At 38.0% G+C, this 15,918-nt stretch carries 18 protein-coding genes; 14 read left to right on the top strand and 4 right to left on the bottom strand.

The features are described 5' to 3' along the window. The first annotated feature begins 57 nt into the window (after positions 1 to 57). The 11 genes from HDE70_RS22255 to HDE70_RS22205 all read left to right on the top strand — a co-directional run bounded on the left by HDE70_RS22255 (position 58) and on the right by HDE70_RS22205 (position 7,380). A complete protein-coding gene (locus tag HDE70_RS22255) occupies positions 58 to 1,116 on the top strand; it encodes a COX15/CtaA family protein (RefSeq protein ID WP_183866110.1) in 1,059 nt (352 codons plus the stop codon). A 17-nt stretch (positions 1,117 to 1,133) separates the two neighbouring features. Continuing rightward, complete coding sequence (cyoE, locus tag HDE70_RS22250) at positions 1,134 to 2,036, top strand: heme o synthase (RefSeq protein WP_111634212.1); 903 nt, start codon at positions 1,134 to 1,136, stop codon at positions 2,034 to 2,036. 10 nt (positions 2,037 to 2,046) lie between these two features. After that, on the top strand, positions 2,047 to 2,640 hold the full coding sequence (locus HDE70_RS22245; RefSeq protein ID WP_068403952.1) for a heme-copper oxidase subunit III: 594 nt from the start codon (positions 2,047 to 2,049) through the stop codon (positions 2,638 to 2,640). Between the two features lie 30 nt (positions 2,641 to 2,670). Continuing rightward, entirely contained in the window at positions 2,671 to 3,378 is a 708-nt protein-coding gene (locus HDE70_RS22240) for a cytochrome c oxidase subunit 3 (protein WP_111634210.1), read from the top strand. Between the two features lie 18 nt (positions 3,379 to 3,396). Beyond that, positions 3,397 to 3,750, top strand: a complete 354-nt coding sequence (locus tag HDE70_RS22235) for a cytochrome C oxidase subunit IV family protein (RefSeq protein WP_183866109.1) — start codon at positions 3,397 to 3,399, stop codon at positions 3,748 to 3,750. Between the two features lie 3 nt (positions 3,751 to 3,753). After that, entirely contained in the window at positions 3,754 to 4,461 is a 708-nt protein-coding gene (locus tag HDE70_RS22230) for an SCO family protein (RefSeq protein ID WP_183866108.1), read from the top strand. 43 nt (positions 4,462 to 4,504) lie between these two features. Continuing rightward, a complete protein-coding gene (locus tag HDE70_RS22225) occupies positions 4,505 to 5,077 on the top strand; it encodes a DUF420 domain-containing protein (RefSeq protein ID WP_221270564.1) in 573 nt (190 codons plus the stop codon). Between the two features lie 133 nt (positions 5,078 to 5,210). After that, on the top strand, positions 5,211 to 5,462 hold the full coding sequence (locus HDE70_RS22220) for a hypothetical protein (RefSeq protein WP_183866107.1): 252 nt from the start codon (positions 5,211 to 5,213) through the stop codon (positions 5,460 to 5,462). Between the two features lie 15 nt (positions 5,463 to 5,477). Beyond that, complete coding sequence (locus HDE70_RS22215) at positions 5,478 to 5,876, top strand: DUF983 domain-containing protein (protein WP_183891856.1); 399 nt, start codon at positions 5,478 to 5,480, stop codon at positions 5,874 to 5,876. Next, positions 5,873 to 6,535, top strand: coding sequence for a DUF2461 domain-containing protein (locus tag HDE70_RS22210; RefSeq protein ID WP_183891855.1), 663 nt, complete (start codon positions 5,873 to 5,875; stop codon positions 6,533 to 6,535). The genes HDE70_RS22215 and HDE70_RS22210 overlap by 4 nt, the downstream gene beginning before the upstream one ends. A 2-nt stretch (positions 6,536 to 6,537) precedes the next feature. After that, positions 6,538 to 7,380, top strand: a complete 843-nt coding sequence (locus tag HDE70_RS22205) for a flagellar motor protein MotB (protein WP_183891854.1) — start codon at positions 6,538 to 6,540, stop codon at positions 7,378 to 7,380. Between the two features lie 84 nt (positions 7,381 to 7,464). Here HDE70_RS22205 and rfbC read toward each other — a convergent pair whose 3' ends face one another. From rfbC to HDE70_RS22190, 3 genes are read right to left on the bottom strand one after another with little or no spacing between them, the layout of a single operon-like run. Then, a complete protein-coding gene (rfbC, locus tag HDE70_RS22200; protein WP_183866103.1) occupies positions 7,465 to 8,019 on the bottom strand; it encodes a dTDP-4-dehydrorhamnose 3,5-epimerase in 555 nt (184 codons plus the stop codon). A 2-nt stretch (positions 8,020 to 8,021) separates the two neighbouring features. Beyond that, the gene (locus HDE70_RS22195; RefSeq protein WP_111634203.1) at positions 8,022 to 8,324 is read right to left on the bottom strand and encodes a DUF4286 family protein; all 303 of its coding nucleotides are present in this window, start codon (positions 8,322 to 8,324) and stop codon (positions 8,022 to 8,024) included. A gap of 54 nt (positions 8,325 to 8,378) precedes the next feature. Next, the gene (locus HDE70_RS22190) at positions 8,379 to 10,193 is read right to left on the bottom strand and encodes a tetratricopeptide repeat protein (RefSeq protein ID WP_260161841.1); all 1,815 of its coding nucleotides are present in this window, start codon (positions 10,191 to 10,193) and stop codon (positions 8,379 to 8,381) included. A gap of 231 nt (positions 10,194 to 10,424) precedes the next feature. Here HDE70_RS22190 and HDE70_RS22185 point away from each other — a divergent pair, with 231 nt between their 5' ends. Genes HDE70_RS22185 through HDE70_RS22175 form a run of 3 tightly spaced genes read left to right on the top strand, consistent with a single transcriptional unit; the run spans position 10,425 to position 14,688 of the window. After that, positions 10,425 to 12,317 carry a prolyl oligopeptidase family serine peptidase gene (locus tag HDE70_RS22185; protein ID WP_183866102.1) on the top strand — a complete coding sequence of 631 codons (1,893 nt, stop codon included), beginning with the start codon at positions 10,425 to 10,427 and terminating at the stop codon, positions 12,315 to 12,317. Positions 12,318 to 12,326: 9 nt separating this feature from the next. Next, positions 12,327 to 13,994, top strand: a complete 1,668-nt coding sequence (locus HDE70_RS22180) for a sensor histidine kinase (protein ID WP_183866101.1) — start codon at positions 12,327 to 12,329, stop codon at positions 13,992 to 13,994. A 4-nt stretch (positions 13,995 to 13,998) separates the two neighbouring features. Next, positions 13,999 to 14,688, top strand: coding sequence for a response regulator transcription factor (locus tag HDE70_RS22175; protein ID WP_068403928.1), 690 nt, complete (start codon positions 13,999 to 14,001; stop codon positions 14,686 to 14,688). A 57-nt stretch (positions 14,689 to 14,745) separates the two neighbouring features. On the opposite strand, the gene HDE70_RS22170 is transcribed toward HDE70_RS22175, so the two are convergent. Then, positions 14,746 to 15,465, bottom strand: a complete 720-nt coding sequence (locus tag HDE70_RS22170) for a hypothetical protein (RefSeq protein ID WP_183891853.1) — start codon at positions 15,463 to 15,465, stop codon at positions 14,746 to 14,748. Positions 15,466 to 15,918: the final 453 nt, after the last annotated feature.

Genomic DNA, 15,918 nt, shown 5'->3' with positions numbered 1-15,918 from the left:
TTATCTGCTTGAGTATCTACTTAGAACGATAACCTCATTTTTTTTAAAATCAAACCAATGGTTCCTAAATCTGAAAAGAGATTTATCCGGTTAAACCTGATTACTTTAATAGTTACGTTAGTACTCATCTTAGCTGGTGCAGTAGTACGGAGTACAGGTTCAGGTATGGGTTGTCCGGACTGGCCAAAATGTTTTGACCAATATGTTCCACCAACGTCGGTAGATCAGCTTCCGAAAGACTATAAAGAAAAATACGTAGCAGGCAGGGTTAAAAAGAATGAGCGTTTTGCGCTGATGCTTGATAAAATGGGTAAGAAAGATGTGGCAGATAGTATCCGTCACGATCAAAGTATAACAGTTCCGGAATCATTTAATGCAGCAAAAACGTGGACTGAATATATTAACCGTCTTACCGGGGCAGCTACAGGATTTTTATTAATTGCGGTTACCGTTCTTTCATTTACGTATAAGAGTAAAGCTAAAAGGATTATAGTTTTAAGTATACTGAATCTTTTTATGGTAGTTTTTCAGGCCTGGCTGGGATCAATTGTGGTTTCCACTAATTTACTGGCCTGGGTGGTGACCGTTCATATGCTGCTGGCTCTGGTTATGCTCGCTATCCTGGTTTATACCCATTACTATGCACAATCACTACATAAAGAACCGACCGTTGTTATTTCTAAAGTGTTCTGGTTAAAAGTACTGATACTGGTTTCTTTATTCCTGAGTGTATTGCAAATTGTTTTAGGAACAGAAGTAAGGGAAGCTATTGATGAGATTTCAAAAAATCTGTTATACCAGGAAAGACATACCTGGATTGGGAAAATAGGAGATATCTTCTCTTATCACCGTGATCTGGCAATTTTTGTAGTGGTACTGAATGCATTTATTTACCAGTTCGTAATGAATAAATTTGGCGGTAAGGCAACAGAATTGAAATTAGGTAATTCAATAGTACTGGTGCTGATGGTTCAAATTGCGAGTGGGTTATTATTATCTAACTTTGCACTGCCACCGGCAGCTCAGGTTATACATTTAGTGTTCTCAACAGTTCTGTTTACACTCCAGTTTTATCTTTATCTGCTGGTATACAGAACAAGTACTTATAATCAATAATATTAAAACACATAGAATTGAAATTATTTTTCTCAGATTTATCTAAACTCATCAAATTCAGACTTACTTTTCTGGTTGTGTTTTCTGCGTCAGTTACTTTTTTAATTGGCTCAAGGATGCAGGTTGCCAGGGGAGAAGTTCCTTCTATTGACTGGGGGAACTGGTTGATTCTGGTAGCTGGTGGATTTTTAGTGACTGCGGCAGCAAACTGCTTCAATGAGATTATAGAAAAGGATCTGGATAAACTGATGACCCGTACAATGGATCGTCCAATGCCAGCAGGAAGAATGACAACAGGCCAGGGTCTGGTATTGGGTTTGATCATGGGAATGCTTGGTACCTGGTTATTAGGAAAACTGAATCTTGAAACAGGGCTTTTATCAGTGTTTTCTATTTTACTCTACGCATTTGTATATACTCCATTAAAACGTAAATCTCCGATTGCTGTTTTTGTTGGTGCAATACCAGGTGCTTTACCACCGCTAATCGGTTATTTAGCCGCGCTGGGTCATACTACAAACTTTACGCACGTAGATTATGAAGTAGCCGGAATTCTTTTCCTTATACAATTTGTATGGCAGTTTCCACATTTCTGGGCAATTGCATGGGTTTTGGATGATGATTATAAAAAAGCAGGTTTCAGATTGTTACCTACTAAAAAAAGAGACAAGACCACAGCATTTCTTGTTTTCTTAAGCACGTTAATATTAATACCTGTGAGTTTACTGCCTACATTCTTCGGATTCGGGGGTTATTACATCGCAGGGGTTTCGATCATAGCCGGGGTGATTTTTGCGCTGCTGGCCTTTAAACTACTGGTAAAACTGGATATAGACAGCGCACGTAAGGTGATGTTCTGCTCATTCTTTTACATACCACTGGTACAATTGATTTTATTGTTTGATTTTATAGGTAAATAGTTTTTTATATATGGTACACACATTGAAACCGGAAGACGTAGCGCAGGATAGATTAGCTACCTCTTTTAAAGCTAAGAAATTCGTTCTTTGGCTATTTGTGGTCTCTTCGACTATTATGTTTGGAGGATTTACAAGTTATTATATTGTATTTGCAGCATCTAAGGGTAAAGGACATGGATTAGTTCTTCCGGATGTCTTTATGTACAGCACAGCGGTGCTTGTATTGAGCAGCATCTGTTTATTCTTCGCAGCAAAGGCAGTCCGTCAGCAGAATATACAGACACAAAAAATATTTCTATGGTCAACCTTAGCATTGGGGATTGCTTTTGGCTATCTTCAAGTAGATGCCTGGTCGGCACTATACCAAAGTGGTGCAACACTGGTTAACAATAACGCAGCAATTTCTACGATTTATATTGTTTCCGGCATGCACTTACTGCACATTTTTGCAGGACTTTGTTTCATCCTGAATAGCCTTTGGGGTGCATATGGCAAAATTCCTAAAGAAAATGCGGTATATCGCATAGAAATAGCCTCTATATTTTGGCATTTTATAGATATATTATGGATATATCTTTATGTTTTTTTACTTTTGAACAGTTAGACTTTTTAACAAACTATTACAATTTTTAAAATGAATTCATTATCACAATTAGATCAGGTAAAAACTACTCCATGGAGTGGCGGCCGTTCACCGTGGTCGGTAGAATACGGGAAAATAATGATGTGGTTTTTCTTGCTATCAGATGCATTTACATTCTCTTCATTATTGGTATACTACGGAGCGCAACGTTTCACTAAATTTACATGGCCTGATCCGGATTTGGTATTCCAGTCTATTCCAGGTGTAATGGATTCCGGAGCACCATTAGTGTTCGTAGGTATCATGACTTTTATCCTGATCATGAGTTCGGTAACGATGGTATTAGCTGTTGAAGCTGGTCACAGACGTGCTAAGAAAGAAGTGATCTGGTGGATGGTAGCAACTATTATCGGTGGTTTCATGTTCCTGGGTTGCCAGGCATTAGAATGGACTCACCTTCACCATGAAGGTTTCTGGTGGGCATCTATTCCAAAACCAGAAAAATTACAGGAATTCTTTGTTGGGCCTGTGTCTAACGTTGCGGCACAACAATTTGCTAACTTGTTCTTCACCATTACAGGTTTCCACGGATTTCACGTATTTACAGGTGTATTATTGAATATCATCATCTTATGTATGACTATTAACGGTACTTTCGAGAAACGTGGTCATTACCTGATGGTTGAAAAAGTAGGTTTATACTGGCACTTTGTTGACCTGGTTTGGGTATTCGTATTTACCTTCTTCTATTTAGTTTAATTCCTCAAAAAAAATATTATGTCTGAACATAACTTACAAAATACAGAAGAGCATGCACACGATGAGCATGCCGGCCTAAGCAAATCTAAAATCTGGCAGGTATTCTTTATCTTATTAGGGATTACTGTAGTTGAATTTATCATTGCTTTGGTGATCTTACCAAAGAACCTGATTCCTCATACTGCTGGTAATATCGCTTATATCTTATTGACCCTTTTAAAAGCATATTATATTGTTGCCTACTTTATGCACCTTAAGTTTGAGAAAACCGGGTTGCAGTTATCTCTGGGGCTCGCATTTATATTTATTGCGTACTTTATAACTTTGATGCTCATTGAAGGTGGTTATTTGCATATACATATGACTGTTTAATTCATGAAGTTTTCTTCAATAAAAAAAATAATAATCCTGGTATCGATTTTAGCGGTACCGGGATTTTTATATTATGAACTGGTTGAACAAGGAAAGAACAGATATAAACCGTTACCCTTTTTCGGCCCCAAAAAAGTAGCCGCTACTTTCCATTCCAAAAGAGGAAAACAGATTCCTGATACTATTTATCATCAGCTGCCTGACTTCCGGTTTATCAATCAGCAGGCAGATACAGTGAGCTGGAAAAATTACGAAGGAAAGATTATTGTGCTGAACCTGATTTACACATCGGGAAATAATTATGCCGTAGAATTTGCCAACAAAGCAATGAACGTGTATATGAACACCTATATCAAAAACCCGTTAATTCATTTTATAGGATTAAGTATAGACCCGGTAACAGATGTTCCTGCTAAACTGCTTCCCTATGCTGATAAATTAAAAGCAAAGGCAGGTAAATGGGACTTACTGACCGGAGATAGTACAGCGGTTTATAACTGGATCAATAAAGGGCTTTATATTGATGCCCAGCAGCATTTTGAAAAGGGGGAACGTAAATTCACTTATAGCAATTTATTCGTCCTTCTGGATCCCCAGCACCGCATCAGAGGTTATTATGATGCGACTAATCAGGAAGCGCTCTCCAAGCTTAATGATGAAATAAAAGTTCTCGTTGCCGAAGAGCTTAGAAATGTAAGAGACGGAAGGTAAGCCTGCCCTGCATGCTACCTGATGCTTAATAAAGATACACACCATGAATATTAATGATAAATTCTTTTTACGTCTGATCTGGATTGTTTCTGCTGTAGTACTTGCAGTAGTTATTGCTTTAAAGATTGTACCCCCACCGACAACAAAACCATCGTTCATCTATTTACTGCCACACTTAATTGGAGGTATTAATGCAGCCTGTTCGGTACTGCTAATCCTTTCTTTAATCTTTATCAAGAAGAAAAATATACAGGCACATAAAGTAACGAATGTTATTACGTTTATCCTGTCCGCTATTTTTCTTGTCTTCTATATCCTGTTTCACCTTTATGAAAAGGATACAAAATATGGGGACATTGACCATAACGGTATCCTTTCAGTTGCTGAACTGGCAGCCGTAAGCGGAACGAGAATGATTTATTTCTTTATTCTGATTACACATATTATGCTGGCCGTTGTGGTGTTGCCATTGATTCTGATCAGTTTCCTGAGAGGCTTTAGCATGCAGATTGAAAGACACCGTAAGATTGTTAGATGGGCTTACCCGGTATGGTTATATGTAGCGGTTACCGGGGTAATTGTTTACCTGATGATTTCACCTTATTATAATTTTTAAACAATGCCTGGCATTTTTACATTAGACTTATGTAATGTCAGGCTTAATTGTGCGTTTAATCTTATATTTGCTGTAGTTAATAATTAACCTGATGAAGCTTGCGGTTTGTAAGCTTCATAAATGATAAAATCCAATGAAAAAAGCTATTATTTTCTTTATTCTTTTGGTTGCTGTAACAGCAGGAGCTGGTCTTCAGAAAGCTGCTGCACAATGTGCAATGTGTACAATCAGTGCAGAGCAGGGAACTCAAAATGGGAATACACAAGCTGTAGGCTTGAATACGGGTGTTTTGTACCTGATGGCCATTCCTTACCTGATGATTGCTGCTATTGGCTTTTTATGGTATAAAAGATACCGTCGTTCACAAGCTTCCCTGCGTTCCTGATCTCCTTCAGTTTAGATGGAGAAAACAACAAAACTATATGCATTAGTACATGGTAAATGTCCGCATTGCCGCAGGGGGGATATATTTACTGGTACTTTATATGGTTTCGATGTACAACGTACAAATGATATTTGCACTCATTGCGGACAGCGCTACGAGATAGAACCGGGCTACTTTTATGCCTCTATGTATGTAAGCTATGCAATGAATGTAATGGAGATGATTGCCGTGGGTATTGCAACCTATATTTTTTCTGGTGGTAATCTGGAATTTGATTCCCTATGGATGTATGTAGGTGTGATCTTTAGTGGATGCTTAGTTCTCGCACCCTTTAACTATCGTTATTCACGCGTGATTTTATTACATTGGCTCTCTCCTAAAATTAGTTATAACGCCTATTACGACAAACCATGATTAAACCAGAAACACTAGCTTTCTTAAGCGCAGTAGCAGCAAACAATAACAGGGAATGGTTTGCCCTGAACAAGGAATGGTATGAAACAGCAAAGGCTGATGTGATTCACCTTGTTGAGGAGCTTATTCCTGTTCTTGCAACTGTTGACCCGCAGTTCCCACTCGAAACACAAGCTAAGAAATGTGTAATGCGCATTTACAGAGATGTGCGGTTCAGTAAAAATAAAGATCCCTATAAGAACAACTTTGGAATTTCTTTCTCCGTGAAAAACTCGAATGGAAACGGGCCGGAGTTTTATCTGCACCTTCAGCCGGGGAAATCATTTTTTGCCGGCGGTTACTGGATGCCGGAAGCATCGCTGCTTAAAAAAATAAGAGAAGAAATAGATTACAATACCTCAGAGTTTCTTGAAATTATAGAAGCTAAAGGTTTTACTGACCAGTTTAAGCTGAGTACAGAAGATACCCTGAAAAAAGCTCCTAAAGGTTATGATCCGGAGCATCCTCATATCGGATTGTTAAAACTCAAAAGCTTTATTGCCGTTTTACCACTTACTGATCAGGAATTGTTAAAACCTACATTAGTTAACCATTTAAAAAAGGCTTTTACAGGAATATACCCATTTGTCCGCTTCCTGAGAGGAGCTATAGCACCATAATTATGAAGAGAGTTATTTTGTTTTTAAGCATCGGTTTATTGGCCAGTGCATTTAGTTCATGTGTAGTCCTGTCGCCAAAAAAATATAAAGCCTTACTGGCTAAACAGGATTCATTAAGTACCGGCTGGAGCGGAGCACAGGAATCTATTGATAATCTACAGAGCGCTATTGCTAAATTACAACGGGATACAGCGAATCTGAGAGGACAGCTCAATGAGCTTCAGGGGAAATATAAAGCGATTGACGGTAGTTATGCCAAATTAAAGGATAACAGCTCTTTTGCAATTAATAAGCTGTCAGAAGACCTTAAAAAGCGTGAACAACGCCTTAAAGAAGTAGAAGATGTTTTGCGTAAACGTGATGAAGCCTCTAACCAATTAAAAGAGAAATTAGAACAAGCACTGCTTGGATTCTCGAAGAGCGGATTAACTGTAGAAATGAAAAACGGTAAAGTTTATGTCTCTCTGACTGATAAACTATTATTTCCTTCAGGAAGTATCATTATTGATGAAAAAGGAAAACAAGCATTGGCTCAGCTGGCTAAAGTATTAAAAGAACAGCCTGAGATTATCATTGCTGTAGAAGGACACACAGACTCACAGAAAATAACTAACCTGGGTCAGATTAAAGATAACTGGGACCTGAGTGTATTGCGTTCTACTTCTGTAGTACGTTACCTGACAGAAACTGAAAAAGTTCCGGGGGTAAGGCTTACTGCAACAGGAAAAGGTGAATTCCAGCCATTAGAGTTGAATACTACACCCGAAGGAAGAAGTAAAAACCGCAGGATTGAAATTGTATTGGCGCCTAAACTGGATGAGCTTTACAACCTGATCAAAAAATAAGGTATCATTTTATAAAAAAGGTCATCCGGATATCCGGATGACCTTTTTTATAAAAATTCAGGAAAAGAATACGCAGCTCCTTTGTTAAAAAGGACTAACGAAATCTTTAAAAGAAGAAAGTACTAAATCCTTATCAGAAAGCAAAAGCTCTTCTTTTGTTAATTCTTCACTCCAGTTGATATTCAGATCCGCATCATTCCAGATTACACCACATTCAGACTCTTTGTCATAATAATTAGTCACTTTATAAGTGAAAATAGTATTATCTTCAAGCGTTAGGAAACCATGAAGGAACCCTGGCGGAACCCATAGCTGTTTGTGATTTTCACCACTAAGGACAATACTGAAATGCTGGCCATAAGTGGCAGATTCTTTTCTGACGTCGACAGCAACATCAAGCACTTTACCTTGTATAACCCTAACCAGTTTTCCTTGTGCAAAAGGAGCTTTCTGAGCATGTAAACCACGCAAAGTACCCTTTTGTGAAAAAGATTGGTTGTCTTGTACAAAGTCGGCCTGGATGCCAGCTTCTGCAAATGCGCGCGCACTAAAACTTTCGTAAAAATAGCCACGGTTATCTTTCCATACTTTAGGTTCGATAACAAAAAGATCGGCTATAGGTGTTTGTATCATATTCATATTTAGGCTATATATTCCATTACGGTAGTGAAAGAAACAAATTTATCTTTAAAACGGCTATTTAATTCTGCTGCCAGCGCATTTGCATGCGTTAACTGGTAAGCATCATAATCTTCGATTGACTGTACAACGTATTGTGCGCAATAAGTTACACCTTCATTTGGTGAATCTACCACCTTTAATAATCTGTTGGAAACGAATAATCCGGTAGCCATTACTTCAGGAATATGTTCTTCTTGCATCCATTGCAGCCATGCCGCAGCAGAAGCTTCTTCAATAATCAGGGTTACATTGTATAATAACATAGCACAAAGATATCATTAAGAGCTTGTGTAACTTTATAAATTGCAGGAATAAATTCAGGATTCCATAGGATCACCTCTCAGTTTTCTGAAATGTTTACGCGCCTCGGTTACAAACATGCTGCCGGGGAAGTCTGCAATCAGTTTTTGATATAAAGCCTTAGCTTGCTCAGCATCATTCAGCTGGTCTTCATAAATGCCGGCAAGGATAAATAAGGCCTCATCTGCCCAATTCCCTTTTTGCTGATGTCCGATCAATTCTTTAAGCAAAGGGACAGCAAGAGCAAAATCTCTGTTTTTGATATAAATATTTGATTTAAACATCAAAATATCATCAGTAAGGCTGTTTTTGGGATATAACAGGCTAATGCTGTCTACTTTAGCTATTGCGTCTTTGCTGAGATTTCTGAATTGCAGTGATTCAGCAGCAGCATACATTTGAAGTGCCAGTGTATCTGTTTTGGTTTCCAGATGATCAGAAATTAAAAGGCTGAGATTTAGCGCGTCGTTTGCTATTAATTGTTCCGTCGAAGCTTTCAGTACATCTGCCTGAGATTTGGCATAACTAAAGTTTCCCTGCTCAAATGATAACCTTGCAGATCTGTATTTGGCCTCAGTCCCAATGTTTTGATTTTCAAACTCTTTAGCCACCTGCTCGTACATTAAAATGGCTTCCCATGGTTGTTGTGTCAGTCTGTAGATATCTCCAAGTTCAAGTTTCATTTCACCCAGATCTGCACTGCTAATACCCGGAAATTTTATAGCCTCTTCCAGCGCTTCTTCCGCTTTTTTAAGATCTTTCAGATAATAAGCTTGTAAATTTGCCCATTTTCTAAGGGCAAAAAGTGTCTTCGCATTTTTGCCATATTCATCCAGAATTTCCTGATACTGACCTGCAAGCACTATAATATCTTTTTGCTCATTTTTACCCAATAAAAGTGCTTGATAACTGGCATCTATCAAAGCCAGTTTGGAAGGCAGATAATACGGGTTTTCCTTGCCTTTAAGAGCTAAATAAGTATAAGCTTTTATAGCTGTATCATAGGCCTTATTGGAGGCAAATATTTGTGCATGCTCAAATAAGATCGTTCCGTCATCTTTAATCCTTTTATCCTGCGCAATTAATTGACGCAACGCCATATCATATTCCTTTTGCTGCAAAAATTGCCAGATCAGCAATTTTGAATAGGATTCATTCTGAGGGTCTTTTTGTATCCTTTTGAATAATGAATTTTGAAGGGTCAGATAATCGGCATTGGTTTCAAAAACAGAAGGCAGTACTGTTTCAGCCTGCTGGAGCATTTGCGGCATGGTAGACAACGCATTCAAATATTCTTCTCCCAATTTATTCTTGTCCTTCTTGAAACGATAAATACTCAGGAGTTCGAAAGTGAAGATCTGATTGTTTTTCAGGTTTTTCCTGGCTTGCAGAAATACATCCGCTGCCAGATCATATTCGGCCATCTGATATAAATCATTTGCCAATGCCCTTATTTTGGATTCATCTTCAGGAAGGGAGTGCAAGAGCTGATCAAAAGTCTTTTTTGCATTCTCCAGTTCTCCCTTTTCTTTATAAACCCGGGCTTGTATAGTCAGATATTTTGATGATTCAGGATTTTGCCTGATCAGCTTTTTAACCGCTTTATCAGCAACTTCATATTGTTTTGATTTGAGCAGTGCATTGAAGTACAGATCTGAATAGGCCTCGTTTTTTGTTTTGAAGACTATCTTTTCCAGCAATACGGAAGCCTTTTGATAATCTCCATTTTGATAGTACAGCATCGCCATCTCATTATCATTATTACTTTGCGCAAATAATGATAGTGAGCCTGTAAAGCAGAGTAGGATTGCCAATATTGTTTTTATCATCATGTCCTGTATCAACGTGAACAGCAATAAACTGTTATCAAAAATAAAGATAATAAATTGTGGCTGTCCATCATTCCGGATTACCCGTATTTTAAATGTTACCACACATTTCTTTATCAGCGATAAAATATTCCTATTTTGAGACGCTCTTCATTTGCTGTTAAGGTAACAATATTAGTGTATTGTCCATATAGACAGCTCGTGTTGCGTATTTTTGCAGGCTACCCTAATGCTATGACCTTAAAGAAAAGATATTTATTAATTGTTCTTCTAGCCCTTTTCAGTGCTTGCCGGCAAAACAGGCAGGTGAGGGTTATTCCTGTAGCAGACTTCTTTAAGGCACAGGACAAGGGTTCTTATGCAATTTCTCTGGATGGCAAAACCATGTCTTATCTGAAGTTGCAGGGTAAAAAGCAAAATTTATTTGTAGAAGAGCTGGCTACCGGGAGGTCTTCACAAATCACACAATTGAATGAGAAAAATATCAATTATTACTTCTGGGTAAGTAATGATGAAATTGTTTATTACAAAGAGAAGGCCGGTGCAGAGCGGTTATCTGATATCTTTATTATCAATAAAAACGGGGAAAATGAACGTCAGCTGAGTGATAATGGAAAAAGCAGGATGCACGTACTTAAAGATCAGCTGATTGATGGTAAATTCTTATTGGTTTCATCTAATAAAAGAGATTCTACGGTATTTGATGTTTACCGTTTAAATGTAAGAGATGGCCAGATGGATATGGCTGCGAGGAACCCTGGAAACATTACCAACTGGGTAACAGATTCAAAAGGACAAATTCGCCTGGCCACTACAAGTGATGGGGTAAACCAGACTTTACTCTACAGAGAGACTGAAAACCAAGCCTTCAGGGCTGTCGTAACCAATAACTTTAAAACTACTTTCACGCCTATTGCGATTTCAGACACGAGACCAAATATTGTTTATGCGATCTCTAATGTCAACAGGGATAAAAATGCGTTGATAGAATTGAACTGTCTGACGGGAAAAGAAAGCAAAGTGCTTTTCAGTAATGATACGCTCAATGTAGTGGATGCTCAATATTCTGAGTCTAAAAAAACGATAGCTTTTGTAATCTGTGAAACCTGGAAAAAGGAGAAGCATTATCTTGATCCATCTGTTAAAAAGCTATATGAAAAGCTGGATAAATTATTACCTGGTACTGAATCAAGGATTATTGACAGAGATAAAGCAGAAAATACATTTATTGTAAGAACGTTTACGGATAGAAATCCGGGATCTTATTACTTATATATTGCCAATAAAGGTACAATCAGAAAACTAAGTGATTTTAATCCTTACGTTAAGGAAGCTGAAATGTGCGAGATGAAACCTGTTTCTTATACGGCACGTGACGGATTAAAAATACAGGGATATCTTACGTTACCGATTAATAAACCTTCTTCAAACCTTCCTGTAGTTGTTTTGCCGCATGATGGACCGGGGCGCAGAGATTCCTGGGGATATAAGGCAGAAGTACAATTTCTGGCGAACAGAGGGTATGCAGTGTTCCAGGTTAATTACAGAGGTTCATCCGGGTACGGGAAGTCCTTTGCTGCTGCTGGATCTGGTCAATGGGGAGGCAAAATCAAAGATGATATTAATGATGGGGTAAGGTGGCTCATTGAGAATAAGATTGCTAACCCAAGGAAAATAGCTATTTATGGTTCTGGCTTTGGCGGTTATATCGCGTTAAATAGTTTATATTCGAGTCCGGGGATGTATGTTTGTGGCGGGTCTAATTCAGGAGTGATTAATTTGTTCAGTTATCTGAAGTCAATTCCTCCATTTTTGAAGACGAATTTGCAGATGTACTATGAGGTGATTGGTAATCCTGTAACTGAAGGTGACCGGATGCGCCAGGTATCTCCGGTTTTTCATGCAGATAAGTTCAGAGTTCCAGTGTTTCTTGCGCAAAGCCCAAAGGATCCAAGGAGTAATTCGGGAGAGGCTGTTCAGTTTGTGAAAGAACTTAAAAAAAGAAATGTGAACGTAACTTACCTGGAAAAGGAATATAATGAGTTTTCTCCGCAGGGTGAAGATGTGCGCCAACAGTTATATGCTTCACTGGAGCAGTTTTTATCTGTAAATTTGTCTAAGAAATAGATGGGTAATATGGCTCCGGAAAAGACTAGTGGCTATCGTAAAAACTTTTCACTGATCGTGACATTTATTGTGCTGATCTCTGTATTGTTCATCTTGTCACTGTTCTTGGCTTATAATTTCAGCAAGAAGTTTATAGAAAATGAGTTTGTCTCTGAAAAGGTAAAGGTGCTGGAAGAAAGTATCAAGCCTTACAATGAGTTTTTCCAGAATAAAGTTCCTGAAATCTCTTATTACAATGGGTATCTTGATTCTGCTACGGCATCAAAGTTTGTTGATACAATTATTAATGCCTATCCATTCGTTTCAAAGGTGGTCTTTTATGATTCAGAGATTGGAAATACACCAGTCAGAGATGGATTAAATACCGGACATTTTTCTTTTGGCCCTAAAAATATTTATCAGTTTGGTGATCTGGTGCCTTTGGATTCGGTCAAATTGTTTTCCAGGGATGATACGAAAAAATTCAGCAGGGGTGATGATTTTAATGCTTTAGGGATTAAGCTGATTTCTTATATTGAGAGTTTGGATACGACTAGTGTGCCTAGTCAGGAAGAGCTTTTTACTAACTTCAGTATTATCCGTTCGAACAAAATTACTTACCTGAATATTCCGGGGTTTGAAGATTTAAAGGTCTATAAGCAGATGTTAAGGCAGCAGCTGAGTCCGTCTCCGGTTTATCAGCAGGATATGTTATCTTTTCATCTTGATCCTTATAAGATTAAAATTATCAATACGCGACCGCTATTGTATCAAAATATAAGGATTGAACCGCTTACTTATGATCCTTTAAATACTTCAACGGATTATGTGGCTACAGAGATTACGTTACCCGGCCCGTTTTCAGATTATAAGCTCTATTTTATTTCTGCAAAGTCGTTTGTGTCTCAGGAGATCCTGAGTTATTTTATGCCTATTGCATTGGTGATGTTACTTTTTTATGGTATTCTGGTATTGGTGACTGTTTTGATCTACAGAAATCTGAATATTAATCATAAGATGTTTAAATTGCAGTATGATTTTGTGAATAACCTGACGCATGAGTTTAAAACACCGGTAAGCGTGATTAAGATCGCAGGTAATAATATTAAAAGTGCGAGTGCGCTGACTGAAAGGGAGCTGAAGTTATATGGTAAAATCCTGGATGAGGAGGCCGACAAGTTAAATGGGCTGATGAACAAGCTACTGGCTTTTACGCAGATTGAAAACAGGGCTATTCAGTTAAATCATGATGAAATCAATATCGTGGATTTTATTGAGAGTACGATTGAGTCGCATACGTTGAAGCATCCTGATTTTGTGGTTACTTATGAGGTCTCTGGTTTTGGGACATTTATCACGGATCCGGTATTGCTGGGCAGCCTTTTTGACAATTTAGCAGAGAATGCCTATAAGTATTCACGTCCTGAGCATAAGCGGCTGCATATTGTGGCGAGAATGATTAAGGGAAAAGTTGTATTCAGATTTGTGGATCAGGGGATAGGTATTCCTACACCAGAAATTAATAATATCTTTAAGAAGTTTTACCGGATACAGAATCAGTATAATCAGAATGGTAGTGTTGGTTTGGGGCTGGCTTTTTGTAAGGAGTTAGTGAATTTCATGAAGGGTGAGATTTCGGTAAAGAGCAAAGTAAATAAAGGAACAGAGTTTAAAATAGTACTGCCTTATAATAATTAATGATATGTCTAAAGGAATTAAAATACTGATAGTTGAGGATGATGAAAATTTAAGGTTTTTAGTGGTACACAGGCTAAAGTCTGAGGGATACGATGTACTGGAAACTGGTGATGGTGAGCTGGCGGTAAAAACGATCATGGATGAAAAGCCTGATATTGTTTTGCTGGACTGGATGTTGCCGGGTAAACAGGGGTCGGATGTTTGTCAGGAGGTGCGTAAGCAGGGTTTTGAGAACTTGATTATTATGATGACTGCTAAGGCGCAGGATGTGGATAAGATCGATGCTTATACTTTTGGTGTGTCTGATTATGTAACCAAGCCGTTTAATATGGATGTTTTGGTGGCGATGCTGGAGAGTAAGGTGAAGTTTTTGCTGAATAATGATAAGTCAGAGATCCATCGTTTTGGGGATATGGAGCATCACCCTAATATCCATACGCTTTACAGGAGTGGAAGAAAGATTGAGTTAACGATATTGGAGAACAGGATTTTATTGTATTTCCTGAGAAATCCGAATAAGGTGATTAACCGTGATGAGTTAATGCTGGTTGTTTGGGGATATAATTCTGATGTGAATACGCGTACGCTTGATATGCATATTGTTCGTTTGAGAAAGAAGATTGAATTGAATCCTGATAATCCTCAGTTGTTACAGACTGTGAGGGGTATTGGTTACCGTTTTAATGCGGGATAGTTTTTTAACAGTATTTTTGATAGCGCAGTCTTTTTATAGGAGCTGCGCTATTTTTGTTTAAATACCATCTTGCAACCGGGCAGCCCAGAAGGGGTAATTTGCTCCATCTTCTATAAAATTCGCAAAATATGTTTCGTCTGGTATAATGAAGGCTCCATGTGTTTTTCTTAGTACACTGAATATACTTTGGTCATGGCGATGTTCTATAAATGTTTTTTGCTGAATGGCCGGGTTTTTCTGGTCTGTAAACAGGTACGGGGCTTCATATAGTGTATCGTACCATTTATCGATGAGTTGTGTGGTGTGCTGACATTTTCTCAGCATGATAACAGTTGCCATCAATTGATTAGAATTGATAATTTCTGCTGGGGTTTTGAGGTAATCAAATACTTCTTGTTTGGTATATTCATTTTCTTTGTGAGGGAGTTCAAAGGCGAGTATACCGGTATCGGTTGCTATGAGAAGGGTCAGGTATTCGTGGAAACGCCGGGCACCTCTTTTATTAATAATGCATCCTGCGTCAGCATAAATTAAAATATCGTTTTCCGGAAGTGTGTCGAATATTTTCTTAATAAGGTAGGGTTTCCAGATCCAGTATCCTCCGCCTTTTCCTTGTTCAAGAATTGATTTGAAGTGTTTTGCGAAGATTGGATCTATGGTAGATGGACTGTATACTTTTACTTCATCGAAAAAAGTGGAATCTATAGCTATTTGTTTGAGAAATTTTCTCTGCTCTCTGTATTTATCGTCTCCGTAGGTTATAAAGTGAGTTTTCATGATGTTTAATTTATTTATAATGTAATAAATTAAGTTTAACGGTTTTGATTAAGTTGTTAGTGAGTTATTAACAGTGTTGAGGAGTGTGTGTCCGGCTTCGAAAAAAAACAACATACTATGTTCGGCCGACATTGCCTTCGCCTGAAGAGGCCCGGAACGAATGTCCTCACATTAGTATGTTGTTTTTTTTCGATATCCACACATAGATGGAGGTTATTGGATGACCAGATAGAAGAATTTGTTGAAAAGCTTATTTGAAATAGTTTTATAAGGAAGCTCTCTGGAAGACTTATTAGACACACTAGAAGAACTTGTCACATCATGATAGTAAAACTTCGTTGTTAGACCTTTATAGTTATTCTCTATAGATATATTGGGTGAGTTACTCTTGTATTCTGTCTTTGTTTAATATTTCCCGTATACACAAAATCCCTGTAATTTCTGGTTTTCGTT

The sequence above is a fragment of the Pedobacter cryoconitis genome (genome assembly GCF_014200595.1).
GTDB classification, from domain to species: Bacteria; Bacteroidota; Bacteroidia; order Sphingobacteriales; family Sphingobacteriaceae; genus Pedobacter; species Pedobacter cryoconitis_C.
This window is presented reverse-complemented; position numbering and strand designations above follow the sequence as displayed.